Consider the following 26,348-nt stretch of genomic DNA (forward strand, 5'->3'; position numbering starts at 1 on the left):
AAACTGGACTCTGGCTGGCTGTGGCCAAGGTATGCCACAAGCTATGAAGCCATCACAGATTGAAAGGCAGAACCCGATCTCATGAGCGAGCAGCGCACTCTCACCATCGATGGCGAGCAGGTCCAGGTGGACGCGGGAACAACCGGTTTGCAGTTCTATGCCAAGGATAAAGACGTGGTTGTTATGCACGTCGACGGCGTATTGCGCGACCTGGCCCGCGAACTCGAAGCAGACACCACCGTCACCCGAGTCACCATCAGCGATCCGGAAGGGTTGGAGGTGCTGCGCCACTCGACCGCTCACGTCATGGCCCAGGCCGTGCAGCAGCTGCGCCCGGACTCCAAGCTCGGCATCGGCCCCTACATCACCGACGGCTTCTACTTCGACTTCGATGTCGAAGAGCCGTTCACCCCGGAAGATTTGAAGCAGCTGGAAAAGATGATGCAGAAGATCATCAACCAGAACCAGCTCTTCGCCCGCCGCGAGGTCACCCCCGATGAGGCCAAGGCCGAAATGGTCGACGAGCCCTACAAATGCGAGCTGCTGGCCAAGGCGGACTCCGATGACACCTCCGGCGAGGGCGTCAACGTTGAGGTCGGCGCCGGCGAAACCACCATCTATGACAATGTCGACCGCAAGTCCGGAGAGACCGTCTGGAAGGACCTGTGCCGCGGCCCGCACCTGCCGAACACCAAGCTGATCAAGAATGCCTTCGCGCTGACCCGTTCGGCCGCCGCCTACTGGCTGGGCAGCGAGAAGAACAAGCAGCTGCAGCGCATCTACGGCACCGCCTGGCCGACCAAGGAAGACCTCAAGGCCTACCAGGAGCGTCTGGCCGAGGCCGAGCGCCGCGACCACCGCAAGCTCGGCGCGGAACTCGACCTGTTCTCCTTCCCGGACGAGCTCGGAAGCGGCCTGCCGGTGTTCCACCCCAAGGGCGGCATCATCAAGCGCGAGATGGAAGACTACGTGCGCGATCGCCACGTCGAAGAGGGCTTCCAGTACGTGGGCACCCCGCACATCTCCAAGGACGGGCTCTTCCACACCTCGGGCCACCTGCCGTACTACGCGGACACCATGTTCCCGGCGCTGCATATCGATGAGGAGCGCGACGAGGACGGTAACATCACCAAGCAGGGCCAGGAATACCGGCTGAAGGCAATGAACTGCCCGATGCACAACCTGATCTTCCGCGGCCGTGGCCGCTCCTACCGCGAACTGCCGCTGCGCCTCTTCGAATTCGGCCACGTCTACCGCTACGAGAAGTCCGGCGTGGTCCACGGCCTCACCCGTGTGCGCGGCTTCTCCCAGGACGACAGCCACTCCTACGTCACCAAGGAGCAGGCACCGGCCGAGGTTGAGCACCTGCTGAACTTCATGCTCTCGCTGCTGCGCGACTTCGGCATGGACGACTTCTACCTGGAGCTATCCACCCGGGATCCGGAATCCGATAAGTTCATCGGCACCGCAGAGCAGTGGGAGGAAGCCACCGAGGTGCTCGAGCGCGTGGCCACCGAATCCGGCGTCGAGCTCGTTGCCGATCCGGGCGGCGCGGCCTTCTACGGCCCGAAGATCTCGGTCCAGGCCAAGGACGCCATCGGCCGCACCTGGCAGATGGGCACCGTGCAGTACGACTTCAACCAGCCGGCCCGCTTCGGCCTGGAGTACCAGGCGGCCGACGGCTCCCGCCAAGAGCCGGTGATGATCCACGCGGCGAAGTTCGGTTCCATCGAACGCTTCCTGGGTGTGCTCACCGAGCACTACGCCGGCGCCTTCCCGGCCTGGCTCTCCCCGGTGCAGGTTCGCGCCATTCCGGTGGCCGAGGCCTTCAACGACTACCTGGCCGAAGTGGTGGCCAAGCTGAAGGCCCAGGGCGTGCGCGTGGAGCTGGATGACTCCTCGGATCGCTTCCCGAAGAAGATCCGCAACGCTTCCAAGGACAAGATCCCGTTTGTGCTCATCGCCGGCGGCGAGGATGCCGACGCGAATGCGGTCTCCTTCCGCTTCCGCGATGGCAGCCAGGAGAATCAGGTTCCGGTCGATGACGCGGTAGCCCGCATCGTCGAGGCCATCAAGAGCCGCGACAACAGCAACTAGTACGGGCAAGGGAGTCCATGGGTATGCAACACCACGCAGATCGGTCCGTCACCGACGATTTTGAACTCGCCGGCGTGCCGGATTCGTTCCAGCGCCTGTGGACTCCCTACCGCATGGCCTACATCAAGGGCGGGCAGGACCAGGTCAAGGACGAGGCCAGCTGCCCGTTCTGCGCCGGTCCGAAGCGCACCGATGAAGAAGCGCTGATCGTGCACCGCGGGAAAACCTGCTACGTGATCCTGAACCTGTTCCCGTACAACCCGGGCCACCTGCTGGTCTGCCCCTACCGCCACGTGCCGAACTATACGGACATCACGCTGGAGGAGACCGCGGAGATGGCGGCCCTGGCCCAGCAATCGATGCGCGTGCTGCGCCAGGTCTCCAACCCTGCCGGTTTCAACCTGGGCATGAACCAGGGCGAGGCCGGCGGCGCCGGGATCGCCGCGCACCTGCACCAGCACATCGTGCCGCGCTGGAGCGGGGACGGAAATTTCTTCCCGATCATCGCGCAGACCAAGGCCATCCCGCAGACCCTCTCCGAGGTCCGCGAGGCCATTGCAGGGGCCTGGGATAGCGAAAACCCAGCCTAGGAATCGCCACTGCTTGAGCCGGGGCGGCAAGAATGCTGAATCGTTCTTGCCGCCCCGCGGCTTTTAATGCCTTTCTGCCCCGCCTGATCTGGTGACTTGATGGATCAAATCCGAAGCCACGTAGCTAGACTGATGCTGTCCGCTCAAGATCCACCCGCAGTGCCGGAGGCAATCCATGAACCCTAGCGCAGGCCACGGTCTTATGCCCTTGCCCCCGCCCATGGCGCTGCCAAGTGCCGCAGAGCCACGCGAAACGCCGGGGGCGTCCTGCGGGCCACAAACGGCCAAGCACGAGCTGGCGAACCTCGCGGCCAAGCTGCCGGTGCCGAAGATTTCTACCGGTGAGTCCAAGGCCCGGAAGTGGGAAGCGGTGCATGCCGCGCACTCCGGCTTCGGCGATTGCGCGGCCCTGTCCTGGAGCGAGAACGCCGGATCCGCCAAGCATCGCGGCGACTTCCCGCCCGGTTGCGCGCCATGACATCGACCGGAACCCTTGAGGAGCTCCGTGCCTGGATCATCGGCGGGACAGAGCATGAAATCCGTTTCGCGGTCCAAGGCGCCGCGCGGTATTCGATCGGCACCCTGGTCGAGTTGCTCGAGGAGCTGCATTTTGACTACGACGAGGCCTGCGACAAGTTCCTGCTCGGCTGGCTGGAAACACTCAGCCCGCTGGAGCGCCTAGCGGCCGCGCTGCGAACCGAGCACTTCTACCAGCTGGGTCTGTGCGCGATCCCGCATGCGGCGGATCGCACATTGCTGCAGGTACTGGACTCGGTGGAGCCAGCAGTCGAGGAGCTGGCCGAAAACTTCGAATCGACCCATCGCCGCGCCAGCGATCCGGATCCCTCTTTCACCAAGCGCTACACCTCGCGCCTTCTGGCCTACGCAGGGCAACTGCGTTCGGTGGCAGCGGATATTGGCAACGATGCGCCGCTGCTGCGACATATCTCCGCTGAGGTGGCGCGCCTGGAGCAGGCAAATCCGGAAGGGCGCGGACAGCCGGAAAAATACCGGGTTGCGGACGCCCTGGAGGCCGAGCCTGAAATCCCATTCAAAAAACGTGTTGACTAGTGATTTGACGTGAAATCTCAATGTTACGCACTAACCGGTAACTAGGGGATGAATCTACCTGTAGTCATTTGTGACGCAACACGGGAGGTAATAAAGCAAAGCGCTCCTACGATTACTGGCATAGCACCATTGTGCAATCACGTGTTCGAAAGGAATTTCCCGAAAATGTCATCAGCAGATCAGCGTCGCGATACCGTCGTCGGCTCCCAGCGCGTCAAGCGCGGCATGGCCGAAATGCTTAAGGGCGGCGTCATCATGGACGTTGTCACTCCAGAACAAGCACGCATCGCCGAAGATGCCGGTGCGGTGGCAGTGATGGCACTTGAACGCGTTCCTGCCGACATCCGCGCCCAGGGCGGCGTCTCGCGGATGAGCGACCCGGACATGATCGACTCGATCATCGCCGAGGTCTCCATCCCGGTGATGGCCAAGGCCCGCATCGGCCACTTCGTCGAGGCGCAGATCCTGCAGTCCCTCGGCGTGGACTACATCGACGAGTCCGAGGTGCTTTCCCCGGCGGACTTCGAGCACCACATCGACAAGTGGCCATTCACCGTGCCGTTCGTCTGCGGCGCCACCAACTTGGGCGAAGCCCTGCGCCGCATCAACGAGGGCGCGGCCATGATCCGCTCCAAGGGCGAAGCAGGCACCGGCGATGTCTCGAACGCCACCGGGCACATGCGCAAGATCCGCGCCGAGATCGCCAAGCTGGCGGCCCTGCCAGAGGACGAGCTCTACGTGGCGGCCAAGGAACTGCAGGCCCCGTACGAACTGGTCAAGGAAATCGCGCACACCGGCAAGCTTCCCGTGGTGCTGTTCACCGCCGGTGGCATCGCCACCCCGGCCGACGCTGCGATGATGATGCAGCTGGGCGCCGATGGCGTATTCGTCGGCTCGGGCATCTTCAAGTCGGGCAACCCGGAGCAGCGCGCCGCTGCCGTCGTGAAGGCCACCACCTTCTACGACAACCCGGATGAGCTGGCCAAGATCTCCCGCGGTCTGGGCGAAGCGATGGTCGGCATCAACGTCAACGAGCTGCCAGAGCCGCACCGCCTCTCCGAGCGCGGCTGGTAATAGCTGCCAACTGACACTCTCCGGGGTCACGTTGCCTGTAATTGGTGGCGTGGCCCCGGTTCGTTATGCCCGTCGCTGCAGGGAGATGCGTCGATCAACGGATAATTGCGGTTGGCAGATGGTGAACTTCCGACGAGCACGAGACGCAATATGAATCTGCACTGGAGGCGGGCACAGCTTGGCACGACCCGCCCGCACAGTGGCGAGTCCACGTAGTTCATTCGAAAAAAGGGGCTACTTCGTTTCATTCGGGTGGCTCGTGTCAACCTGTTCCAGGAAGACCGTGCGCTCGTGGACATAGAACCAGATGCGGGCCGCGCCCTTCGCTGTCCGCTTATGTTGCCACCGCTCGTGCGACGTCTCCCCGCGGGAGATCATGCCGAGCTCGTCCTTGAGCCTATAGTTCAACCGCCAAGGCATTTTCGTCACGCGAGTGGTCGAGCGTGAGGACTAACCCGACGTTGCGCTGGCCCGGTGCGTTCTGCGGATTCCCGTAGTGCCCAATGAGTCGATCAATCTGTTCCTCGACGGATAGCCACGGCTTCATGTACACCGCCGTGGGCCTGCCAACAAAGAAAATCAGCCCGCGCCTTGCGGCAACGGGCTGATCATGATGACTAGAAGTCTAGCGCAATGAGCTTGAGCACCTGCCTCTTCTGGAGGCGAATGCGCCGTTGCCAATGCGAACGACGATCAGTTCTTGCCAGTCGACAGCCGGCAACCGCCGAGGGTTTTCGGCCTTCGCGAAGAGTTCCGTTCAGGCGCCGGTGCCGAGCTTGCAGTAGCTCCGAAAAATGGCAGACTGAGCCCATGACACAGATCATTTTCGACGCGGCCGTCACCCTGAATGGCTTCTTGGCCGATGAGAACCACAGCCTGCAATGGCTCTTCGACGTGCCCGGTGCCGGCGAACCCGATCCGGGACTGCTGCCGCAGAACGTGGGCGTGCACGTGGAGGGCGCCAACACCTACCTATGGGTGCTGGAACACGAAAATCTGCTGGCCGAACCGGCCAAGTGGCAAAAGCTCTACGGGGACAAGCCCACCTACGTCTTCACCCATCGGCAGCTGCCGATCCCCGAGGGGGCGAACGTGAAACTAGTCAGCGGCTCGGTCGCCGAGCAGCTGCCGGAGCTCCGCCGCGCGGCGGGCGAAGCTGATATCTGGGTGCTCGGCGGAGGGGAACTGCTCGGCCAGTTCCTCGATATCGATGCGCTCGATCGACTCGCGCTGACCATTGCTCCGGCGACGGTGGCCGGGGGAGCGGCCCTGCTACCGCGCAGCATCGGCAGCGAGCGGCTGGAGCTGGCCGAGGCGCGCCAGGCTGGCCCCTTTGCCCGGCTGGTCTACCGGGTCAAAACCCTGGCCTAGGGCAAACAGGAGTGAAACGGCTGTGGCGGGACCCGGTGAAAACCGGTGTCCCGCCACAGCCGCAAGCCGCAATCTAGTTCCAGGAACGCAGAATCATATGCCTTCCGCGGCCGAGCAGACGCAACCCATTGGAGCTGAAGAATTCGGCACTGCCCGGGGTGCACGCGGCCAGCAGCTCCTGGGTTTTTTCCTCATCGGGCGGATCCAGCGGGTTGATCAGCGAACGCGACAGCCCGTGCAAGAGCGCGGTCCCCACGCCCTGGCGCCGATAGCCGGTGCCCACCGCCAGGGAATGCACCATCAGCTGCCCGCCCAGACCCTGCTGCACGAATCCGCGTCCGACGATATCCCCCTCCTCGGTGCGCGCCACCGCGTGCTCCACGCGGCGCAGCGCCGGGTGGCCGCTGGAGAGCTGTGTGGAGGTCTCGCGCCACAGATTCGTCACCTTCAGCTCGGCGGCATCCGGGCCGGTGGCCTCGGGAACGTTGTTGCCCAAACGGATTTTTCCCTCCCAGCGATTCATCGGGATCGCCAGCCGTCCGGCATGCCAAGCGATCTGCGCGCTGTCGGTGAAGCCGGCTTCCTTCAGCCCCTTGGCATCGGACCCGGAGTTCACCCAGGCCTCCACCCGTTGGGCACCCAGCCGCATTCCCTCGGCCAGCGCCGGACGCAGGCCCGCGGGCTCGGCCTGCTCGGGGAAGAGCAGCACCAGGCGCTTGCGCACCGGCTGCCAGGCCCAAGAACAGCCGTGGGTGGTAAAGATCTTGCCGCCGGTGGCTACCGCGAGGGCCTGCTGCCAATGGCTGAGAGCTTCCTGCGCGGAGGCAATTGTCGTCATTATTCTGCGTTCACCAATCCTCGACGGCGCAACAGCGGTTCGACCCGTGCGCTGCGACCGCGGAACATTTCGTAAGACTCAAGTGGATCGCGCGTATTTCCACGCGCGAGCAATTCCTCACGGAACCGCATTCCATTTTCGCGCATTAAGCCCCCGTTTTCCTCGAACCACTGCACAGTGTCGGCATCCAGTACTTCGGACCAGATGTAGGAGTAGTACCCGGCCGAGTAGCCGTTGGCGAATATATGCTGGAAATACGCGGTCCGATAGCGCGGCGGGATCAACTCTGGGGTGAACCCGAAGTTGGTCAATGTCTCACGCTCGAATTCTTCCGGGTCGGTGATGCGCGTTCCGGGCTCCAAGGTATGCCAGGCCCAATCGAGCACGCTGGCCGCCAGGTATTCGGTGGTCGCGAACCCCTGGCCCCACAGCTCGGCCGCGCGGATCTTCTCAATCAGCTCATCCGCCAGCGCCTCGCCGCTCTCATGGTGCCGCGCATAGCCGCCGACTACCTCGGGATGCAGCACCCACATCTCGTTGACCTGCGAGGGGAATTCGACGAAGTCCCGCGGCACCGAGGTCCCCGAGAGCGTCGCATACTTCCCGTCGGAAAGCAGACCGTGCAGGGCATGGCCGAACTCGTGGAAGAGCGTATTGGTCTCATCCAGGGTCAGCAGGATCGGCTGCCCGGGCCCCGGGGCCGGGATATTGAGCGTATTGGTGACGATAGGGCGTTCGTGAAGATCCGCGGCGGCGTCGCGGATCGAGGTCATCCAGGCCCCGCCCTTCTTCGTTTCGCGTGCCAAGAAGTCTCCGCTGTACAGGCCCAGCGGGCTCCCGTCGGCATCGAATACCTCCCACACCCGCACCTGCGGATGGTAGGTCGGCAAATCGAAGCGTTCGCTGAAGCTGAGCCCATAGAGTTTTCCGGCGGTGGCGAACACGCCCTGGTGCAGCACCGAGTCCAGCTCGAAGTAGGGGCGCAGGGCCGCCGAATCCACCGCATAGCGCTCGCGCAACACCTGATTGGAATAGTAGGACCAGTCCCAGGCGTTCAGCTGACCGCCGGCCAATTCGCGCAGCGTTTCCGCTTCTGCATCCGCGTTCCGCACCGCGGCCAGGGTCAGCTCTTTCAGGCGCGTGGCCACCGCCTGCGTGGAGGGTGCCGTCGCGTCGGCCAGCACGGTTTCGGCATGGTTGGCATAGCCAAGCAGTGCCGCCCGATCGGCCCGCAGCGCGGCCATCTCCGCAGCCAGTGGCAGCGTTGAATTTTCGCTCAAGCCGCGGCTGAGCGACGCTTCGAATACCTTGCGCCGGGACTCCGACCGAGCCAAGGATGCCAGCACCGGCTGCCCGGTGGGGGAAACCAGCGGCAAGAGGCATCCGGACTCGTGCCCGGCGGCTGCGGCCGCGGCGCGGGCGGAGTCCAGCTGGGCCGGTTCCAGACCTTCAAGCTCTTGGGCATCGGCAAAGTAGACCGCGTGGGCGTTCTGGTTTTCCAGCGCCTTGCTGGAGAACTCGGTGGACAGTTGGGAAAGCCGCGCATTCAGCGACTTGAGCTCTTCCTTGGCTTGCGCGTCCAATCGGGCGCCAGCAAGCTCGAAGGATTTGAGCGTCTCTCCGGCCAGCCGGGCATCTTCGCCCTGCAGTGTTTCCAGGTCTACACCGCGCAGCCGCGCATAGAGATCCGGGTTCAGCTGGATCTCGTCGCGCTGTGCGGTCAGGATGCCGTTGAGTTCGGACTGGATCTCGCGCAGCTCTTCGGTGCCGTGCGCCGAAAGCACGCTGAAATAGGCCATGAGCGTGCGGCGCAGCAACTGCCCGCTGCGTTCCAGCGCGAGGAAGGTGTTCTCGAAGCTCGCCGGGGCAGAGTCGGCCACGATGGCCGCTATCTGTCCAAGGTGCTCCTCGGCACCGGCATGGGCGGCCTGCAGGTAATCTTCGGCAGTGATATTCGCGAAATCTGGCCACTGATAGGGCAGCTGGCTGGGGTTCAGAAGCGGGTTTGGCATAGTGCCAGATAACCACAGGACACGTGATTTAGCTTGCATTAACACGGTCGCCCAGGCGCTAGGCTGGAGCCCATGAAGCAACGCGCGCTCCCGGTGTTCCTCGCATTCCTCCTGCTCACGAGCTGTTCTGCGAACACCTCCGGTGAGCCGACGCCGACGGCCAACGCACCGCAAAGCACGCCAGCGCCCGTCCCAAGCACCCCCAGCCCTCCTCCCGAGCCGCAGGAGCTCTCGCTGATGGCCACCGGGGATGTGCTGCTGCACCCGCAGCTGCTTGACGAGGCGGAAACGGGCGATGGCCATGATTTCGCTCCGCTGCTGGCCGGGCTGGAGCCCTATGTGCAGGACGCGGACGTGGCCTTGTGCAACCTGGAGACGCCGATCGGCACCGCGCCGTACACCGGCTACCCGATGTTCAGCGTCCCGGCGCAGATCGTCACGGACCTGGCCAAGCTCGGCTACGACGGCTGCACCACCGCCACCAACCACACCGTGGACAAGGGCACCGCCGGGGTCAACCGCACCCTGGACACCCTGGAGCAGCAGGACCTGTTCGCCACCGGCTCCTACCGCACCGCCAAGGAGGCCGCGGCGCCGCCGATCATGACGGTGGATGGGGTCAAGCTCGGGATCATCGCCAGCACCTATTCGCTGAACGGGATGCGCGCGGACGCCGACTGGCAGGTGGATACCGGGGTGGGCGCGGCCAAACTCATCCAGCGGGCCAAGCAAGCGGCCAAAGATGGGGCCGAAATCGTTGTCGCCGCAATCCACGACGGCGCCGAATACAGCAGCAAACCCACCGAGGCGCAACGCCGGCTCGGGCGCACCCTGGCCGAATCCGGCGCCTTCGACTTCATCTACATGCACCACACCCACTCGGTACTGCCCATCGAGAAGCACGCCGGGACGTGGATCGTCTACGGCCTGGGCAACTCGGTGGCCAAGCATGCCACCCCCACGATCCTGAACCGCGAGGGGATCAGCATCAAGGCCACCTTCACCCGCGACCCGAAGGAGGACTGGGGGCTCAGCGAGCTAGCCTGGGTCCCGCATCAATTGAGCGAGTCCCCGGTGCGCTGGTGCCAGGTCGCCACCGCCGATGACTGCCTGCCGGCCGCCGACGCCAAGGCTTCGCTTGCGCGCACCACACAAACCGTGAACGCCTTTGATGCCTTCGACGACGGACTGGTGCCCTGGGAGCTGAACTAGTGCCCGAAGCTGTCCGAGTCCATCTTCGGGCCGTCCCCGGAATCCAGCGCATCAATCGCGCGCATTTGCGCATCCGTCAGCTCGAAATCGAAGATGTCCAGATTCTCCGCCTGCCGCCGCGGATCCGCCGACTTCGGCGCGGCCCCGCGACCGGACTGCACATGCCAGCGCAAGGTGATCTGCGCCGGGGTTTTCCCGTAGTGCGCCGCCGGGGCGCTAATCGCCTCGGCCTGCAGGAATGCACCCATCCGGCCCAGCGGGGTATAGGCCACCGTGCGCACCCCGTGCGCGTCATTGGCCGCCAGCGTCTCGGCGTTCAGGTGCTCGGGGTCGATCATGATCTGGTTCACCGCCGGCAGCAGCCCGGCCTCGCGTACCGCCTGCAGATGCGCCGGCTTGAAGTTCGAGACGCCGGCCGCGCGGATCTTTCCCTGTTCGCGCAATTCGATGAGCCCGGCCAGCGCGTCGGTGAAGGTGCCCTGGTCCGGGTTCGGCCAGTGGATCAGAAACAGGTCCAGGTAGTCCACGCCCAGGCGCTGCGCGGAATTCTCGAACGCCTGGCCCACCCCGGAGAACGAATGCCAGCGCTTGTTGAATTTGCTGGTCAAGAACACCTGGTCGCGCGGCAGCCCGCTGGCGCGCAGCCCGGCGCCCACCGCCTCTTCATTCTCGTAGTTTTCGGCGGTGTCTACATGCCGGTAGCCCAGGTGCAGGGCGCTGGCGACGGCGTCGCGCGCTTCGTTCCCGCGCATCGGCCAGGTGCCTAGGGCCAGCGCGGGCATATCCACTCCGCCTGGCAGTTCGAGGGTTTTGTGCTGGGCATCCAACGGGTAGCTCCTTGGCGAATCGGGTGGCGTCAACGGCCGGCGGATTTCGCGCCGAACCTCAAAGCAAGCTATCAACATTGCCCGCCGGCGGCCAACGTATCCACGACACACCGGGAAACATGCGCCGCGTCACGTGCCACCAGGCACTACCGTTGATCCGTCGCTAATTTTCCGGCGCCACTTCAGCCAAGCAATATTCGAAGGTAGATTCATGACGGTTATCGGCGTGCTCGCGCTCCAAGGCGACTTCCGCGAACATCTCAACGCCCTGTCCGGGCTCGGGGTCAAGGCCAGCGCGGTGCGTACCGTCCAGGAGCTGGCGGCGGTCGATGCGCTGATCATCCCGGGCGGTGAATCCTCGGTGATCGACCGGCTGACGCGCAGCTACGGGCTGGCCGAACCGATCAAGGCGCGCCTGGCCGCAGGAATGCCCGCCTATGGCTCTTGCGCGGGCATGATCATGCTTGCGGACCGGCTGGACAACCCGGCGGTTTCAAGTATCGGTTTGCAGCAGCAGACCCTGGGCGGGATCGACATGCTAGTGCGCCGCAACGCCTTCGGACGACAGGTCGACTCCTTCGAATACCCGCTGGAATTCGCCGGGCACAGCCTCGATGCGGTGTTCATCCGCGCACCCGAAGCCCTCGAAGTCGGGCCCGACGTGCAGGTGCTCAGCACGGTTCCGGCCCCCGAAAGCCGCGCACAAGGTAGAATCGTTGCAGTACGCCAGGGGAATTTGTTGGCCACCAGCTTCCATCCGGAAGTTACCGGTAGCCGCGCTATCCACGAATTTTTCATTAATATCACGCGAGGAGACGCTTAAAGCATGTCAGGCCACTCCAAATGGGCAACCACTAAGCACAAGAAGGCCGCGATCGACGCCAAGCGCGCCAAGGCCTTCGCTAAGTACATCAAGGGCATCGAAGTCGCCGCTCGTGTCGGCGGCGCCGATATGGCCGGCAACCCGGCCCTGGAACTTGCGGTCAGCAAGGCGAAGAAGAATTCGGTCCCGATCAACAACATCGACCGTGCCGTCAAGCGCGGCGCCGGGCTGACCGGCGAGGTCGTCGACTACACCGAGATCATCTATGAGGCACGCGGCCCGCAGGGCTCGGCGCTGCTGATCGAGTGCCTGACCGACAACAAGAACCGTGCGGCCTCCGAGGTCCGCGTGGGCATCAACCGCAACGGCGGCTCCGTGGCCGACCCCGGCTCGGTTTCCTACCTGTTCGCCCGCAAGGGCGTCGTCCGCCTGCCCAAGGGCGAGCTGACCGAGGATGACCTGCTGATGGTGGTGCTCGATGCCGGCGCCGACGAGATCCTGGACGAAGAGGAGAACTTCGCCATCGTCTGCGATCCCTCGGATCTGCGTGCCGTGGCCGCGGCTTTGGACGAAGCCGAGATCGCCTACGAAACCGACGAGATGGAATTCATCCCGTCGATGAAGGTGGACCTGGACGTCGAAGGGGCGCGCAAGTTCCTGCACCTGTACGACGCGCTGGAAGAGCTCGATGACGTGCAGAGCGTCTACACCAACGCCGACCTCTCCGACGAGGTCCGCGCGGCCCTCGACGAAGAGAACTAAGCACCGGCTTGGCCCTGCGCATCGTAGGCGTCGACCCCGGCCTGACCCGTTGCGGGCTGGCCGCGGTCGACGTCGCCGCCAATCGGCAGGTTGAACTGGTTGGCTTCACCGTGGCCGGCACCCCGACGGGCACTCCGCTGGACGCGCGCCTGCTGGCCATCGCCGAGGCGATCGACGCCTGGCTCGAACTGCACCAGCCCGACGTGCTCGCCTTGGAACGCGTCTTCGCTTCGGCGAACGTGTCCACGGTGATAGGCACCGCCCAGGTGACCGGCATCGTGATTCTCGCCGCGGCTCGCCGCGGCATTCCCGTGGCTCTGCACACTCCGACCGAGGTGAAGGCCGCGGTCACCGGCAGTGGCCAGGCCACCAAGGTTGCCATCGGCAAGATGGTCGCAAAGATCTGCCGGCTCGACGAGCCGCCCAAGCCCGCCGATGCCGCCGATGCGGTGGCCCTGGCCATCGCCCACGGGTGGCGCGGTGCGGCGGTCGGGTCCAACGCCTCGGCCTCGGCCACCGCCGGGCGGGTCGGTTCGAACCAGCTCACCGCCGCCCAGCAGGCGTGGATCGCCGCCGAAGCCTCGTCGAAGCGCCGGGCAACCCGCCGCTAATCGCCATTCGTAGGTATCTTCGATAAGCTGGGATCGTTCGAACATATTTTTGAGGAGTGGCATGATCAGCTCACTGACCGGCACGGTCCAGGCGGCAACCCTGAATTCCGCGGTTATCAACGTCAACGGCTTCGGCATGCTCGTGCACGCCACCCCCGCCACGCTGTCCACCCTGCACCTGGGCCGCGAGGCCACCGTGCACACCTCGATGGTGGTGCGCGAAGACTCGATGACCCTTTTCGGTTTTGCCACGCCCGATGAACGCGAGGTCTTCGAGGTGCTCATCGGCATCTCGGGCATCGGCCCGCGCACCGGATTGGCGATCCTGGCGGTGCACACCCCCGAAGAGGTCCGCATCGCGGCGAACACCAAGGACACCGCCGCCTTCACCAAGGTCTCCGGCATCGGACCGAAGGGCGCCAGCCGCATCGTGCTGGAGCTGAACGGAAAACTCGTACCTACCGGAGTGGATACCGCAACAGGCCGCCCGGGCACCGCCTCGGTGTGGGAGCCGCAGGTTATCGAGGCACTCACCGGTTTGGGCTGGACCGAAAAGGATGCCCAGTCCACGCTCACGGCGCTGGGCAAGGCGAATCCAGAGGTTGTCGAAACCGGCAACGTCTCCGAAATACTGCGTGCGGCCCTGCGCAGCATGTCCACCGGCGCCCGCGCCCGATAGGATGGCCCCGTGAATGAGTCCACGCAGCTGACAAACGCCGGAAGCGAACCGGAAGAACGGGTGATCGAGGCCGCCCTGCGCCCGCGGAACCTGGATGACTTCGTCGGCCAGGGGCGGGTGCGCCAGCAGCTTTCGCTGGTGTTGGAAGCGGCAAAAATCCGCGAGCGAACCGCCGACCACGTGCTGCTCTCCGGACCTCCGGGGCTGGGCAAGACCACGCTGTCGATGATCATCGCCGCCGAAATGAACGCCCCGCTGCGCATTTCCTCCGGCCCTGCCATCCAGCACGCCGGCGACCTCGCCGCGATCCTCTCCTCGCTCACCGAGGGGGAGGTGCTCTTCCTGGATGAAATCCACCGCATGTCCCGTCCGGCCGAAGAGATGCTCTACATGGCGATGGAAGATTTCCGTGTGGACATCATTGTCGGCAAGGGGGCCGGAGCCACCGCGATCCCGCTGGAAATTCCACCGTTCACCCTCGTGGGTGCGACCACGCGCGCCGGGCTGCTGCCCGGGCCGTTGCGTGACCGCTTCGGCTTCACCGGGCATCTGGAATTTTATGCGGTCGAAGAATTGGAACTGGTGCTGCGCCGCTCGGCGATGATGCTTGACCTGCGCGTGACCTCCTCCGCATTCAGCGAGATCGCTAGCCGTTCGCGAGGCACCCCGCGTATTGCCAACCGCCTGCTGCGCCGCGTGCGCGACTGGGCGCTGGTCAACAAGCTCGAGCAGATCGATGCCAGCGCCGCAGCCGCTGCCCTTGAAATGTATGAGGTCGACCCGAGGGGGCTGGACCGGCTGGACCGTTCGGTGCTCGAAGCGCTGTGCAAGAAGTTCGGCGGCGGCCCGGTGGGGCTATCCACCTTGGCGATCGCCGTCGGAGAAGAAAGCGAGACGGTGGAAACCGTCGCCGAGCCCTTCCTGGTCCGCGAAGGCTTGATGGGGCGCACCCCGCGTGGCCGTATCGCGATGCCCGCGGCGTGGGAGCACCTAGGCCTAGTGATGCCCAAGGACGCGATTTTTGCCGGAGCCCAAAACTATGAAACCGATGTGGATTAGGTGAATAACTCTACTCTGCCCGCGTAAATGGCTAGGCGATTTGCTTTCAGCCATTAGACTGGAGACGCCCGACACATGCCCCGATTTTGGCATGCCCGGGCGTCTTAATTCTTTTAACGAATCGTTAGCAGGTATTACACGTGAATTCCCTCGTCCTTGCCCAGGCAGCCGGTGGCGGCTTCAACCCATCCATAATCCTGATGGTGGCGCTGTTCGCAGTGCTGATCATCATGATGATCCGCGGCCGCAAGAAGGTCTCCAAGCAGCAGGAAGCCCTGAAGACCAAGTCGGTTCCGGGCGCCAAGGTGATGACCAACTCGGGGATCTTCGGCACCATCATCAGCATCGATGAGCAGGATCGCGTGCTCGTCGAGGTCGCCAACGGCGTCGTGCTCACCTTGCACCGCCAGGCCATCTCCACCTTCCTGGACGCCGATGCGCCCGCCGCCCCGGCCGAAGACGCCGAGCAGGCTCCTGCCGTCGCCGAATCTCCAGAGGAAAGCCTGCGTCGTTTGAACGGCGAAGGCAAGGACGACCGCAACGCCTAAGGCAGGCACCATCGCGGTGGTAAACCATCACGCCACCAGTTCAAGAAAGCACAATAGATGTCATCAATTGGACCTGTAAAACAGGCACGCAAGGCGTTGCTGTGGTTACTGGTCGTCTTCATCATCGCAACCGGAGTCCTAGTTGCTGGTGTATCGACGGGCCAGACCAGCGCCGCCCCGAAGCTTGCGCTAGACCTTGAAGGCGGCACCCAGATGATCCTGGCCCCGCAAGTCAAGGGGGATGAAAGCATCAGCCAGGAGCAGCTGGACCAGGCGGTGGAGATCATCCGCCAGCGTGTAGCCGGCTCGGGTGTCTCCGAAACGGAAATCACCACCCAGTCCGGGCGCAACGTCGTCGTTTCGATGCCCGGTACCCCGGACGCCGAAACCCGCGAGCTGATCCAGGCTTCGGCCAATATGGAATTCCGCCCGGTGTTGATCACCGGTTCCTTCGAGGCTACGCCCGAGGAGCAGCGCACCGCCGAGGCGGACGTGCCAGAACCAAATGGCGAGCCGGAGAACCCTTCGGACACCAACTGGATCAGCAAAGAGATCTACAAAGAGTTCGAAGCCTATGACTGCCCCACGGTGCTCGCGGAGCGTGAAACCACCGAGCAGGATCCTACTAAGCCCACGATCTCCTGCGACCCGCGCCAGGGTGTGAAGTACATCCTCGGCCCGCAGGAAATTCCGGGTGACCAGATTTCCGATGCCTACGCCAATCTGGCGCGCGGCGTGCAGGGTGCGGTCACCGGCGAATGGGTCGTGGTCATCGAGTTCAACAAGCAGGGTGCCGAAACCTTCGCGGAAACCACCCAGCGCCTGATTGCATTGCAGGGTTCGCAGAACCAGTTCGCGATCGTGCTCGATGGAACGGTGATCTCCGCTCCGACCACCAACGCGGTGATCTCCGATGGCCGCCCGCAGATTTCCGGCGGCTTCACCGAAGAATCCTCCCAGGCGCTGGCTCAGCAGCTGAAGTACGGCGCACTGCCGATCAGCTTCGAGATCCAGTCCGAGCAGCAGGTTTCCGCCACCCTCGGTAGCGACCAGCTCAAGGCCGGCCTCATCGCCGGCGTCATCGGCCTGGTCCTGGTGTTCATCTACTCGCTCTTCCAATACCGCGCACTGGGCCTGGTGACGATCTTGTCGCTGCTGGTTTCCGGCGTGCTCACCTATCTGGCGATCGTGCTGCTTGGCTGGGCGATGAATTATCGCCTGTCGCTGGCCGGTGTGGCGGGTCTGATCGTCGCGATCGGTTTGATCGCCGACTCCTTTATCGTGTACTTCGAACGTGTGCGTGATGAGTTGCGCGATGGCCGTTCGCTGGCCAGCGCCGTGGACGTGGGCTGGTCCCGCGCCAAGCAGACCATCCTGGCCTCCAAGGCGGTCAACGTGCTGGCCGCCGTCGTGCTCTACGTGGTGGCGGTGGGCAACGTGCGAGGCTTCGCCTTCACGCTGGGCCTGACCGCAATCATCGACCTCGTCGTCGTCTACGGTTTGACCCACCCGACGCTGATGCTGCTGGCGCGCACGAAGTTCTTCGCCGATGGGCACCGCCTCTCCGGGCTGGACCCATCCTTGCTCGGCGTGGTGCCGCTGTACCGCGGCGCCGGAAAGGTCCGCCGCTTCAACGAGAACGTTGATGCGAACCGGGGCAAGAAGAACTCCAAGGCGAGCGGCGAGGCGGCCAAGCGCATGACCATCGCCGAACGCCGCCGCGCCGAAGCAAACCGGGAGGAGAACAATGAATAAGCTCGCAGAGTGGGGCAACCAGCTCTACACCGGGAAAACGTCCTACCCGTTCACCCAGAAGCACCGCCTGTGGTTCCTGATCGCCGCGATCCTGGTGATCGCCTCGATCCTGGTCCCGGTGGCCAAGGGTGGCTTCAACCTGGGCATCGATTTCCGCGGCGGCTCGGAATTCATGGTTTCCGGAGTGCAGAATACCGACATCAGCCTCGGTGAGGAGGTGGTGAAATCCGCCGCCTCCGGTGCCGAAGCCACCGTCACCAATATCGCTCCGGGCACCATGCGCGTGCAGACCGAACGGCTCAGCGACGACCAGACCATCACGGTGGCCGGCGAGCTGGCCGAAACCTATGGTGTGGATGCCAGCGAGGTGACCAGCAACTTCATCGGCCCGACCTGGGGACAGGACGTCTCACGCCAGGCGATGCTGGGCCTGCTGGCCTTCGTGGTGCTCGTCGGGTTGCTGATGGCCGCGTACTTCCGCACCTGGAAGATGTCGGTCGCCGCCATCGGGGGCCTGTTCGTGGTCATCATCATCACCGCGGGCATCTATTCGCTCTCCGGTTTTGAGATCACGCCCAGCGCGATCATCGGCTTCTTGACGATTCTGAGCTACTCGCTCTACGACACCGTGGTGGTCTTCGACAAGGTCCGCGAGAACACCAAGGACTATGACCAGCAGCAGAAGCGCACCTACCAGCAGCTGGTGAACCTCGCGGTGAACCAGACGCTGGTGCGTTCGATCAACACCTCGGTGGTGGCGGTGCTTCCGGTGGCGTCGATTCTGTTCATCGGCTCCTACCTGTTGGGTGCCGGTACGCTCAAGGACCTGTCCTTGGCGCTGTTCATCGGCATCATCATCTCCAACTTGTCCACGTTGTTCGTCCAGGCGCCGCTGTACAACTGGCTGCGCCACCGCGACGAGGACGTGCGCAAGCACACCCAGAAGCTGGAAGCGCTCGACGCTTAATCGTCCGGTCGCTTCCACCGCAGATTCCCTGCGGATCGGCTGAACGACTAGTGCCTCGGATCCACCGATCCGAGGCACTTTTTCGTCGCCGAAAAGTTCGCGTAATTAGTTGTCACCGCGCGAACGTGCTATAACGAATGAACTAAAACAATGCATGGAGCCGGCATCACGAGCTTGGCACCTAGCACCGTTATGACCGGCGACGGTGGGAAGGAGCGAGGCATGGCAAACACGCCGAACCTGAACAATTCGAAGCGGCGCTCGATCTCACGCCTAGTACGTTTTGCGGGCCGAGGAAGCACACCGAGCACCTCGCCGACATTGGAGCCGCTGCTGCGCACGGTGAAGTCCAAGCATCCCAAGGCGGATCTGGACCTGCTGATCCACGCCTACGAGGTGGCCGAGAAGCATCACGAGGGGCAGAAGCGCAAGAGCGGAGACCCCTACATCACCCACCCGGTGGCCGTAGCGACGATCCTCGCCGAAATGGGGATGACCGGTTCGATCCTCGCCGCGGCGCTGCTGCACGACACCGTGGAAGACACCGACTATTCGCTGGAATCGGTCACCAAGGAATTCTCCGAAGAGATCGCGATGCTCGTGGACGGCGTCACCAAGCTCGACAAGGTGACCTACGGGGACGCGGCCCCGGCCGAAACCGTCCGCAAAATGGTGGTCGCGATGTCCCGCGACATCCGCGTGCTGCTGATCAAACTCGCCGACCGGCTGCACAACGCGCGCACCTGGCGCTACGTGTCCCCGGAGTCCAGCTCCCGCAAGGCGAAGGAAACCCTGGAGATCTTCGCGCCGCTGGCGCATCGCCTGGGCATGAACGCGGTGAAATGGGAGCTGGAAGACCTCTCCTTCGCCGCCTTGCATCCCAAGGTCTACCAGGAGATCGTGCGCATGGTGGGGGACCGCACCCCGGAGCGCGAAAAGTACCTGGCCAGCCTCCGCGAACGGCTGAACAGCAAACTCGGCGAGCTGAACGTGCACGCCGCGGTGAGCGGGCGCCCGAAGCACTACTACTCGATCTACCAGAAGATGATCGTGCGCGGCAAGGATTTCGACGACATCCATGACCTGATGGGCGTGCGCATCACCGTCGACTCGGTGAAGGACTGCTACGGGGCGCTGGGCGTGGTGCACGCCGAATGGAATCCGCTGCCCGGACGGTTCAAGGACTACATCGCGCTGCCGAAGCTGAACCTCTACCAGTCGCTGCACACCACGGTGATGGGTCCCGAGGGCAAGCCGGTAGAGATCCAGATCCGCACCCACGAGATGCATCTGCACGCCGAAAACGGAGTGGCCGCGCACTTCCAGTACAAGCACGGCGAACGCGGCGATTCGATGCTCTCCGCGGAGAAGAACATGGAATGGCTGCGCTCGTTGATGGAGTGGCAGGAAGACACCACCGACTCCGAGGAATTCCTCGACGGGTTGCGCTACACCATCAACTCCGCCGAGGTGTACGTGTTCACCCCGAAGGGCGACATCATGTCGCTGCCGGTCGGGGCCACGCCGATCGACTTCGCCTACTCCATCCACACCGATGTCGGCCACCGCACCATCGGCTCGCGGGTCAATGGCAAGCTCGTTCCGCTGCATACCGAATTGAAGCAGGGCGACGTGGTGGAGGTCTTCACCTCCAAGGCCGAGGATGCCGGTCCTTCGCAGGACTGGCAGCACTTCGTGAAGTCCCCGCGCGCCAAGGCGAAGATCCGCGCCTACTTCAGCAAGGAGCGCCGCGAAGAGGCGATCGAAAAGGGCAAGGAGCTGCTCACCAAGGAGCTGCGCCGCAATCAGCTGCCGCTGCAGCGGCTGATGACCCACGAGCTGCTGACCACGGTGGCCACGAACCTGCACCACGTGGACATCTCGGCGCTCTACCAGTCAGTGGGCGACGGGCATACCAGTGCGCAGAACGTCATCGAGCATCTGGTGGCGCTCACCGGCCCGCCAGCGGGCGAACAGGTCGACGAGGAAGCCACGGTCACTCCGAGCCTCGCCAAGCCCACCACGGGCAACGACGCGGGCGTCATCGTCCAGGGCGTGGGCGACGTGCTGGTTAAGCTGGCCCGTTGCTGCACCCCGGTGCCTCCGGATGACATCGAAGGCTTCGTCACCCGAGGTGCCGGCGTCTCGGTGCACCGCACCGACTGCCTGAACCTGGCTCAGCTGGCCCAGCAACCGGACCGGCTGGTTTCGGTCGCCTGGGCGGAGAAGCACCATGGGGTGTTCGTTGTCGAAATCCAGGTGGAGGCGCTGGACCGCAAGCAGCTGCTTTCGGATGTCACCCGGATCCTGTCCGAAAGCCACCTGAATATCCTCTCGGCCAGCGTGCAGACCAGCCGCGAACGCGTGGCGATCTCGCGCTTCTCCTTCGAGATGGGCGATCCGAAGTTCCTGAGCCACGTGCTCAACCAGGTCCGCCGCATCGATGGCGTGTACGACGTCTACCGCACCACCGCCGGCAGCCGCCGGTAAGCAGCATAAAGCGAACCCCGCCACCGCGACGCGACGTCAGCGGTGCCGGGGTTCGCTTTATGCCGCGCGCGCCTGGTAGGACTGCACCAGCCGCAACGCGCGTTCCACCGCAGGGGCGGAATCGAGCCGCGAGAGCCGTTCGCCCACGGCGGCCAGGTTCAAGAACGGATCCTCGAGCCGCTGAATCTGGTTGAACACGCTCGTCGCGATCGGCAACGGGTCGAAGCAGGCCACATCGCACACGGTGCGCAGCAATCCGGTGAGCTTCACCCGCTTGCGGTTCACCAGATCAGCCTCCTCGATCGGCAACTGCACAAATTCGAAGCTCAGCGAATTTCCGGGGCGGTAGGGCCGATGGTAGGCATTCGAAGAGATGCAGATCGTATTCACATGGGGCAGCAGCCCATGGATCCAGGCCGCTGTCTGCTGGCAGAACACGTCGGTCCTGCCCAGTTGGCGGCCGGCGAGGAACGCGGCGATAGCGGCGCGCGCGCTCGAATCATAACGGAACCTGGTCTCCACAAAGCACCCGCCAATGGATTCGCGCAGCAGCCCATGGGTTTCCATGGCGCCGAGCTCATTGCGGGTGAAGGGTTCGCCGACGATGAACAGGTCTTCGGGGATACGCAACGCGGCGACGCGCTGTCTCGTAGCTTTCTCCATGAAGCTACTGAACCAGCAAGCGCCGCCGCGTAGGGGGTGTTCTGCCGAACTGTGGATTCTAGTCCAGGTCGGCTGCCGACTTCTCCAGGGTGTTCAACCACATCTGGCGGGCGTCCAAGGCCTCCTGGGCCTTGGCAATGCGCTTGGCATTGCCCTGCTTCTTCGCCGCTTCAAGATCCGCTTCGAGAGCCGCGATGGTCTCCTGCAGCTGGGTGAGCATCGAATTCGAGCGGGCCTTGGTCTCCGGGTTGGAACGGCGCCACTGCTCGTCTTCGGCGCCCTTGACGCCCTCTTCGACCTGGCGCAGCGCCGATTCGACACGCTGCAGATCCGCGCGCGGAACCTTGCCTGCCTCTTCCCAGCGGCCGCGGATGACGTCGAGCTTCTGCTTGGTGATGGCCAGATCCTTCACCGGCAGCAGCGCGCGGGCCTCTTCGAGCAGGGCCTCCTTCACCACGAGGTTCTGCGCGTATTCGGCGTCGACCTTCGCGTTTTCGGCGGCGCGGGCCTGGAAGAACACATCCTGTGCGGCTCGGAAGCGGCTCCAGAGCGCGTCGTCGTCCTTGCGCGAGGCGCGGCGGGACTTCTTCCACTCGTCCATCAGCTTGCGGTACTCGGCGGCGGTTCCCGCCCAGTCGGTGGAGCTCGCGAGCGCCTCGGCGCGCGCGATCAGCTCTTCCTTAACGGTTTTGGCCTGCGCGTTGGTCGCGTCCAGCTGGGAGAAGTAGGCGCGGCGGTGCCGGTCGAAGGTGGTGCGGGCGGCGCGGAAACGCTTCCACAGGGCATCTTCGGTGGCGCGCGGCAACCGCACGGAAGAACGCTGGGTTTCCTTCCACGTGTCGAACAGCTCGTTCATCTCGGAGGACGCGGTCTTCCACTGGATCTGCTCGGGACGCTTCCCGGCCAGTGCCTCGGCCTGCTCGACGAGTCCTTCGCGGACCTTGAGCTGCTCGGCGCGAGCGGCCTCATTTGCCTGGCGCTGCGCGGCGGACAGGGTGCTCACCGCACCGCGCAAAGACTCGATGCGGGCCTCGATGGCGCGGATGTCGCCGACCAGGTGGCGTTCGGCCACGGTCGCTGCGAGGGTGTCGAGGGTTTTGGGCATGTCGCCGCTGGGCGCCTTGGCCGCTACGCGCTGTTCGAGCAGCATCAGCTGCGAGACGACGTCATCGTACTTGCGCACGAAGTAGGCCAAGGCCTCTTCTTCGCTGGCGTCCGGGTACTGCCCGACCGGATGCTCGGTGCCGTCGATGATGACAAACACATGGCCATCGTCGGTCACACGGGCAAATTTGGCCGCTTCTTCGAGGGGAGTGCTGTGGTCGACGGGCTGAGCCACTACCGGCTTTGCCACTGGCTTATGGGCCTGTGGCAAGGGGATGTTCGGGCTGTCGTCGGATTTCTGACTGGTGGTCACCGCTGAAACTCTTTCGCTTTACTGTTCGCTTGCTAGAGGTAACTCTACCTGTGACCTCCGTTTCTTAGTAAGCCGACGTGCACAGTATTCCAATGTGTTGCGTCGTAGGATAGATGGGCAACCATTTTGTACTAAGGAGTTTCATGGCACGCAAGGCCTCATTATCAGGTTTCCCCGAATGGCTTCCGGCCGAGCGGGCCGTCGAACAGCATGTGCTGGACACCTTGCGTCGCACCTTCGAACTCCATGGCTTCGCCAATATCGAAACGCGCGCGGTGGAAACCCGCGGGCAGCTGCTGCGCAAGGGCGAAATCGACAAGGAAGTCTACGGGCTTTCCCGGCTGGCCGCCGATGCCGAGGACAAGAACGACCCCAACGCGCTGGCGCTGCACTTCGATCTGACCGTGCCCTTCGCCCGCTACGTGGTGGAAAACGCCGGGCACCTGGCCTTCCCGTTCCGCCGCTACCAGATGCAGAAGGTCTGGCGTGGCGAGCGCCCGCAGGACGGGCGCTTCCGCGAATTCACCCAGGCGGATATCGACGTCGTCGGCGAGGGCAGCTTGCCCTTCAGCTACGATGTGGAGCTCGCGCTGACCATTGCGGACGCGCTCTCCGCCTTGCCCATCGGCGACTTCCGGCTGCGCGTGAACAACCGGAAGCTGGCCGAGGGCTTCTACCGCGGGCTGGGCCTGGCAGACCCGGACGCGGTGCTGCGCGCCATCGACAAGCTGGAGAAGATCGGCGAAGACGGCGTCGCGAAGATCCTGGTCACCGAGGTCGGGGCCAGCGAAGAGCAGGCCCGTGCCGCGCTGGCGCTGGCGGCGATCCGCACCCTGGACACCGGCTTCGTCGCCCAGGTGCGCGCGCTGGGCGTGGAGCACGAATTGCTGGACACCGGGCTCGATGAGCTCGCCCAGGTCATCGACGCCGCCTCGAAGCGTGCCCCGGGCAAGGTGATGGCGGATCTGTCCATCGCCCGCGGGCTGGACTACTACACCGGCACCGTCTATGAGACGGTGCTCGTCGGGCACGAGTCCCTCGGTTCGATCTGCTCCGGCGGACGCTACGAGTCGCTGGCCTCGAAGGGCAAGAAGAACTACCCGGGGGTGGGCCTGTCCATCGGCGTCACCCGGCTGATCTCGCGCATCCTCGCCGAGGAGCTGGCGAGCGCCGCGCGCGCCGTGCCCTCGGTGGTATATGTCACCTTGGCCAACGCCGATTCCTGGCACCAGGCCCAAGACGTCGCCTCCGCGCTGCGTGCCCGCGGCATCGCCTGCGAGGTCGCCTCCAGCGCCGAGAAGTTCGGCAAGCAGATCAAGTACGCTGACCGCCGCGGGATTCCGTTCGTCTGGTTCACCCAGGAGGACGGCACCCACGAGGTGAAGGACATCCGCTCCGGCGAGCAGCTCAGCGCGGATGCCGCCAGCTGGACGCCGCCGGCCGAGGATCTGCACAACACCGTCAACTAGTTACGGTGCACTAAACTCGTCATCGAGAAGAACTGAAGAGATTTCACGTCTCAACCGACCGAAAGGATCGTAGTGCTACGCACTCATCAGCTGGGCGAACTCCGCGCCGAGCACATTGGACAGCAGGTCACCCTCACCGGTTGGGTCGCGCGTCGACGCGACCACGGTGGTGTGGCGTTCCTCGATTTGCGCGACGCCTCCGGCTTCGCCCAGATCGTGGTGCGCGACGAAGAGGACTTCCACCCGCTGCGCAATGAATTCGTGCTGCAGGTCAAGGGCAAGGTTGAGCGTCGCCCGGAAGGCAATGAGAACCCGAACCTGCCAAGCGGTGAGATCGAGGTGATTGCCGATGAGGTCATCGTGCTGAACACCGCCGCGGCGCTGCCTTTCCAGATCGATGAGCACGTCGAGGTCGGCGAGGAGGCGCGGCTGCGCCACCGCTACCTGGATTTGCGCCGTCCGACCCCGTCGCGCAACCTGCGTCTGCGTTCCGAGGTCAACCGTGCCGCGCGCAACCTGCTGCACGACGAGGGCTTCGTCGAGATCGAAACCCCGACGCTGACCCGCTCCACTCCGGAAGGCGCCCGCGACTTCGTCGTGCCCGCTCGCCTGAGCCCGGGCGCCTGGTACGCGCTGCCGCAGTCCCCGCAGCTGTTCAAGCAGCTCTTGCAGGTCGGCGGCTTCGAGAAGTACTACCAGATCGCGCGCTGCTACCGCGATGAGGACTTCCGTGCGGACCGCCAGCCGGAATTCACCCAGCTGGATATCGAGGCTTCCTTCGTCGAGGAAGATGACATCATCGAGCTCGGCGAGAAGCTGGTCAAGGAAATCTGGTCGTTGATCGACGTTGAGATCCCGACCCCGATCCGCCGCATGACCTACGCCGACGCGATGTCCAACTACGGTTCGGACAAGCCGGATCTGCGCTTCGGCCTGGAACTAACCGAGATGACCGAGTACTTCGCGAACACTTCCTTCAAGGTGTTCCAGTCCGCCTACGTCGGCTCCGTGGTCATGCCAGGTGGTGCCGCGCAGCCGCGCCGCACCCTGGATGCCTGGCAGGAATTCGCCAAGCAGCGCGGCGCGAAGGGACTTGCCTACGTGCTGCTGAAGGAAGACGGCGAGCTGGCCGGCCCGGTGGCGAAGAACCTCTCCGATGAGGAGAAGGCCGGACTGGCCGAGGCCACCGGCGCGAAGCCCGGTGACTGCATCTTCTTCTCCGCCGGCGACAAGGCCGAGTCCCGGGCGCTGCTCGGTGCGGTGCGCGTGGAGATCGGGCACCGCACCGGGCTGATCAAGGACGGCGACTGGGCGTTTGTATGGATCGTTGATGCGCCGATGTTCGAGCCAGCCTCCGCGGCCGTCGCTTCCGGCGACGTGGCGGTGGGCGCCGGCGCCTGGACCGCAGTGCACCACGCCTTCACCAGCCCGAAGCCAGAGTTCATGGACACCTTCGATACGGATCCGGGCTCGGCCTTGTCCTACGCCTACGACATCGTCTGCAACGGTAACGAAATCGGCGGCGGCTCGATCCGTATCCACCAGCGCGACGTGCAGGAACGTGTCTTCAAGCTGATGGGCGTGTCCGACGAGCAGGCGCAGACCCAGTTCGGCTTCCTGCTGGAGGGCTTCAAGTTCGGCGCCCCACCGCATGGCGGCATCGCCCTGGGCTGGGACCGCGTGCTGCAGCTGCTCACCGGTTCCGAGTCGATCCGCGACGTCATCGCCTTCCCGAAGACCGGTGGCGGATTCGATCCGCTGACTGCCGCTCCTGCACCGATCACCCCGGCGCAGCGCAAGGAAGCCGGCATCGACTTCAAGCCGGAGAAGAAGAAGGCCGAGGCCCCGGTGGCCGAAGCCGCTAAATAGGTTCATAGCTCAAGTTCGCGGCCGCTAACCGCAAGGAGCAGGATGAAACGTTTATTCGTTTCATCCTGCTCCTTTCTTGTTTTCGAACAGCCGCAACGTCATTGGACACCTCGTAATTTTTGAACTAGGTTGAATTTTGACCTA

At 64.2% G+C, this 26,348-nt stretch carries 25 protein-coding genes; 18 read left to right on the forward strand and 7 right to left on the reverse strand.

Going from position 1 to position 26,348, the window contains the following annotated elements; all coding sequences use genetic code 11:
- Positions 1-81: 81 nt before the first annotated feature.
- The 5 genes from thrS to pdxS all read left to right on the forward strand — a co-directional run bounded on the left by thrS (position 82) and on the right by pdxS (position 4,832).
- Positions 82-2,097 carry a threonine--tRNA ligase gene (gene thrS / locus CQ019_RS04440; RefSeq protein ID WP_105569026.1) on the forward strand — a complete coding sequence of 672 codons (2,016 nt, stop codon included), beginning with the start codon at positions 82-84 and terminating at the stop codon, positions 2,095-2,097.
- A 23-nt stretch (positions 2,098-2,120) separates the two neighbouring features.
- Positions 2,121-2,687 carry an HIT domain-containing protein gene (locus CQ019_RS04445; protein WP_181148243.1) on the forward strand — a complete coding sequence of 189 codons (567 nt, stop codon included), beginning with the start codon at positions 2,121-2,123 and terminating at the stop codon, positions 2,685-2,687.
- A 175-nt stretch (positions 2,688-2,862) separates the two neighbouring features.
- Positions 2,863-3,165 carry a hypothetical protein gene (locus CQ019_RS04450; protein ID WP_146113315.1) on the forward strand — a complete coding sequence of 101 codons (303 nt, stop codon included), beginning with the start codon at positions 2,863-2,865 and terminating at the stop codon, positions 3,163-3,165.
- A complete protein-coding gene (locus CQ019_RS04455; protein WP_105569029.1) occupies positions 3,162-3,758 on the forward strand; it encodes a hypothetical protein in 597 nt (198 codons plus the stop codon). Before CQ019_RS04450 ends, CQ019_RS04455 begins: the two co-directional genes overlap by 4 nt.
- 165 nt (positions 3,759-3,923) lie before the next feature.
- The gene (gene pdxS / locus CQ019_RS04460; protein ID WP_096284856.1) at positions 3,924-4,832 is read left to right on the forward strand and encodes a pyridoxal 5'-phosphate synthase lyase subunit PdxS; all 909 of its coding nucleotides are present in this window, start codon (positions 3,924-3,926) and stop codon (positions 4,830-4,832) included.
- A 234-nt stretch (positions 4,833-5,066) separates the two neighbouring features.
- Here the strand turns inward: pdxS and CQ019_RS18425 are convergent, their stop codons facing one another.
- Both CQ019_RS18425 and CQ019_RS18430 read right to left on the reverse strand, forming a co-directional pair.
- A complete protein-coding gene (locus CQ019_RS18425; RefSeq protein WP_181148294.1) occupies positions 5,067-5,240 on the reverse strand; it encodes a hypothetical protein in 174 nt (57 codons plus the stop codon).
- Complete coding sequence (locus CQ019_RS18430) at positions 5,230-5,379, reverse strand: hypothetical protein (RefSeq protein WP_181148244.1); 150 nt, start codon at positions 5,377-5,379, stop codon at positions 5,230-5,232. Before CQ019_RS18430 ends, CQ019_RS18425 begins: the two co-directional genes overlap by 11 nt.
- Positions 5,380-5,642: 263 nt before the next feature.
- On the opposite strand from CQ019_RS18430, the gene CQ019_RS04470 reads away from it, so the two are divergent.
- On the forward strand, positions 5,643-6,203 hold the full coding sequence (locus CQ019_RS04470) for a dihydrofolate reductase family protein (protein WP_105569031.1): 561 nt from the start codon (positions 5,643-5,645) through the stop codon (positions 6,201-6,203).
- A gap of 73 nt (positions 6,204-6,276) precedes the next feature.
- Here the strand turns inward: CQ019_RS04470 and CQ019_RS04475 are convergent, their stop codons facing one another.
- Positions 6,277-7,041 carry a GNAT family N-acetyltransferase gene (locus CQ019_RS04475; RefSeq protein WP_096284850.1) on the reverse strand — a complete coding sequence of 255 codons (765 nt, stop codon included), beginning with the start codon at positions 7,039-7,041 and terminating at the stop codon, positions 6,277-6,279.
- Positions 7,041-9,053 (reverse strand): M3 family metallopeptidase, encoded by a 2,013-nt coding sequence (locus tag CQ019_RS04480; protein ID WP_096284848.1) that lies wholly within the window; start codon positions 9,051-9,053, stop codon positions 7,041-7,043. Before CQ019_RS04480 ends, CQ019_RS04475 begins: the two co-directional genes overlap by 1 nt.
- A 72-nt stretch (positions 9,054-9,125) precedes the next feature.
- On the opposite strand from CQ019_RS04480, the gene CQ019_RS04485 reads away from it, so the two are divergent.
- Positions 9,126-10,265, forward strand: coding sequence for a CapA family protein (locus CQ019_RS04485; RefSeq protein ID WP_105569032.1), 1,140 nt, complete (start codon positions 9,126-9,128; stop codon positions 10,263-10,265).
- On the opposite strand, the gene CQ019_RS04490 is transcribed toward CQ019_RS04485, so the two are convergent.
- The gene (locus tag CQ019_RS04490) at positions 10,262-11,092 is read right to left on the reverse strand and encodes an aldo/keto reductase (RefSeq protein WP_258133851.1); all 831 of its coding nucleotides are present in this window, start codon (positions 11,090-11,092) and stop codon (positions 10,262-10,264) included. The genes CQ019_RS04485 and CQ019_RS04490 overlap by 4 nt on opposite strands.
- Before the next feature lie 211 nt (positions 11,093-11,303).
- Between CQ019_RS04490 and pdxT the strand changes: the two genes are divergently transcribed.
- The 9 genes from pdxT to CQ019_RS04535 all read left to right on the forward strand — a co-directional run bounded on the left by pdxT (position 11,304) and on the right by CQ019_RS04535 (position 20,786).
- Positions 11,304-11,915, forward strand: coding sequence for a pyridoxal 5'-phosphate synthase glutaminase subunit PdxT (gene pdxT / locus CQ019_RS04495; RefSeq protein ID WP_105569034.1), 612 nt, complete (start codon positions 11,304-11,306; stop codon positions 11,913-11,915).
- A gap of 3 nt (positions 11,916-11,918) precedes the next feature.
- Entirely contained in the window at positions 11,919-12,677 is a 759-nt protein-coding gene (locus CQ019_RS04500) for a YebC/PmpR family DNA-binding transcriptional regulator (RefSeq protein ID WP_096284838.1), read from the forward strand.
- Between the two features lie 8 nt (positions 12,678-12,685).
- Positions 12,686-13,288 (forward strand): crossover junction endodeoxyribonuclease RuvC, encoded by a 603-nt coding sequence (locus CQ019_RS04505; protein ID WP_105569035.1) that lies wholly within the window; start codon positions 12,686-12,688, stop codon positions 13,286-13,288.
- A 61-nt stretch (positions 13,289-13,349) separates the two neighbouring features.
- Entirely contained in the window at positions 13,350-13,967 is a 618-nt protein-coding gene (gene ruvA / locus CQ019_RS04510; RefSeq protein ID WP_096284834.1) for a Holliday junction branch migration protein RuvA, read from the forward strand.
- 9 nt (positions 13,968-13,976) lie between these two features.
- Entirely contained in the window at positions 13,977-15,026 is a 1,050-nt protein-coding gene (gene ruvB, locus CQ019_RS04515; RefSeq protein WP_096284832.1) for a Holliday junction branch migration DNA helicase RuvB, read from the forward strand.
- A 140-nt stretch (positions 15,027-15,166) separates the two neighbouring features.
- On the forward strand, positions 15,167-15,574 hold the full coding sequence (gene yajC / locus CQ019_RS04520) for a preprotein translocase subunit YajC (protein ID WP_096284830.1): 408 nt from the start codon (positions 15,167-15,169) through the stop codon (positions 15,572-15,574).
- Positions 15,575-15,631: 57 nt separating this feature from the next.
- On the forward strand, positions 15,632-17,329 hold the full coding sequence (gene secD, locus CQ019_RS04525; RefSeq protein ID WP_105552174.1) for a protein translocase subunit SecD: 1,698 nt from the start codon (positions 15,632-15,634) through the stop codon (positions 17,327-17,329).
- The gene (secF, locus tag CQ019_RS04530; RefSeq protein ID WP_105552173.1) at positions 17,322-18,296 is read left to right on the forward strand and encodes a protein translocase subunit SecF; all 975 of its coding nucleotides are present in this window, start codon (positions 17,322-17,324) and stop codon (positions 18,294-18,296) included. The genes secD and secF overlap by 8 nt, the downstream gene beginning before the upstream one ends.
- Positions 18,297-18,518: 222 nt before the next feature.
- Positions 18,519-20,786 (forward strand): bifunctional (p)ppGpp synthetase/guanosine-3',5'-bis(diphosphate) 3'-pyrophosphohydrolase, encoded by a 2,268-nt coding sequence (locus tag CQ019_RS04535; protein WP_105552491.1) that lies wholly within the window; start codon positions 18,519-18,521, stop codon positions 20,784-20,786.
- Between the two features lie 57 nt (positions 20,787-20,843).
- On the opposite strand, the gene CQ019_RS04540 is transcribed toward CQ019_RS04535, so the two are convergent.
- Together CQ019_RS04540 and CQ019_RS04545 are read right to left on the reverse strand one after the other, a co-directional pair.
- Positions 20,844-21,449, reverse strand: a complete 606-nt coding sequence (locus tag CQ019_RS04540) for a hypothetical protein (protein WP_146112400.1) — start codon at positions 21,447-21,449, stop codon at positions 20,844-20,846.
- 58 nt (positions 21,450-21,507) lie between these two features.
- Complete coding sequence (locus tag CQ019_RS04545) at positions 21,508-22,866, reverse strand: DUF349 domain-containing protein (RefSeq protein WP_105569036.1); 1,359 nt, start codon at positions 22,864-22,866, stop codon at positions 21,508-21,510.
- Positions 22,867-23,009: 143 nt separating this feature from the next.
- Here CQ019_RS04545 and hisS point away from each other — a divergent pair, with 143 nt between their 5' ends.
- Together hisS and aspS are read left to right on the forward strand one after the other, a co-directional pair.
- The gene (gene hisS / locus CQ019_RS04550; RefSeq protein ID WP_105569037.1) at positions 23,010-24,335 is read left to right on the forward strand and encodes a histidine--tRNA ligase; all 1,326 of its coding nucleotides are present in this window, start codon (positions 23,010-23,012) and stop codon (positions 24,333-24,335) included.
- Positions 24,336-24,407: 72 nt separating this feature from the next.
- The gene (gene aspS, locus CQ019_RS04555; protein WP_105552169.1) at positions 24,408-26,204 is read left to right on the forward strand and encodes an aspartate--tRNA ligase; all 1,797 of its coding nucleotides are present in this window, start codon (positions 24,408-24,410) and stop codon (positions 26,202-26,204) included.
- The last annotated feature ends 144 nt before the right edge of the window (positions 26,205-26,348 follow it).

Origin of the sequence: Arthrobacter sp. MYb229 (assembly GCF_002975405.1) — a bacterium.
Taxonomy (GTDB): Bacteria; Actinomycetota; Actinomycetes; order Actinomycetales; family Micrococcaceae; genus Glutamicibacter.

Bases quoted from the DNA above. Each gene is read 5' to 3' on its own strand.
- thrS (WP_105569026.1), top strand. From the start codon at position 82: ATGAGCGAGCAGCGCACTCTCACCATCGATGGCGAGCAGGTCCAGGTG.
- CQ019_RS04445 (WP_181148243.1), top strand. From the start codon at position 2,121: ATGCAACACCACGCAGATCGGTCCGTCACCGACGATTTTGAACTCGCC.
- CQ019_RS04450 (WP_146113315.1), top strand. From the start codon at position 2,863: ATGAACCCTAGCGCAGGCCACGGTCTTATGCCCTTGCCCCCGCCCATG.
- CQ019_RS04455 (WP_105569029.1), top strand. From the start codon at position 3,162: ATGACATCGACCGGAACCCTTGAGGAGCTCCGTGCCTGGATCATCGGC.
- pdxS (WP_096284856.1), top strand. From the start codon at position 3,924: ATGTCATCAGCAGATCAGCGTCGCGATACCGTCGTCGGCTCCCAGCGC.
- CQ019_RS18430 (WP_181148244.1), bottom strand. From the start codon at position 5,379: ATGAAGCCGTGGCTATCCGTCGAGGAACAGATTGATCGACTCATTGGG.
- CQ019_RS04470 (WP_105569031.1), top strand. From the start codon at position 5,643: ATGACACAGATCATTTTCGACGCGGCCGTCACCCTGAATGGCTTCTTG.
- CQ019_RS04475 (WP_096284850.1), bottom strand. From the start codon at position 7,041: ATGACGACAATTGCCTCCGCGCAGGAAGCTCTCAGCCATTGGCAGCAG.
- CQ019_RS04480 (WP_096284848.1), bottom strand. From the start codon at position 9,053: ATGCCAAACCCGCTTCTGAACCCCAGCCAGCTGCCCTATCAGTGGCCA.
- CQ019_RS04485 (WP_105569032.1), top strand. From the start codon at position 9,126: ATGAAGCAACGCGCGCTCCCGGTGTTCCTCGCATTCCTCCTGCTCACG.
- pdxT (WP_105569034.1), top strand. From the start codon at position 11,304: ATGACGGTTATCGGCGTGCTCGCGCTCCAAGGCGACTTCCGCGAACAT.
- CQ019_RS04500 (WP_096284838.1), top strand. From the start codon at position 11,919: ATGTCAGGCCACTCCAAATGGGCAACCACTAAGCACAAGAAGGCCGCG.
- ruvA (WP_096284834.1), top strand. From the start codon at position 13,350: ATGATCAGCTCACTGACCGGCACGGTCCAGGCGGCAACCCTGAATTCC.
- secD (WP_105552174.1), top strand. From the start codon at position 15,632: ATGTCATCAATTGGACCTGTAAAACAGGCACGCAAGGCGTTGCTGTGG.
- secF (WP_105552173.1), top strand. From the start codon at position 17,322: ATGAATAAGCTCGCAGAGTGGGGCAACCAGCTCTACACCGGGAAAACG.
- CQ019_RS04535 (WP_105552491.1), top strand. From the start codon at position 18,519: ATGGCAAACACGCCGAACCTGAACAATTCGAAGCGGCGCTCGATCTCA.
- CQ019_RS04540 (WP_146112400.1), bottom strand. From the start codon at position 21,449: ATGGAGAAAGCTACGAGACAGCGCGTCGCCGCGTTGCGTATCCCCGAA.
- hisS (WP_105569037.1), top strand. From the start codon at position 23,010: ATGGCACGCAAGGCCTCATTATCAGGTTTCCCCGAATGGCTTCCGGCC.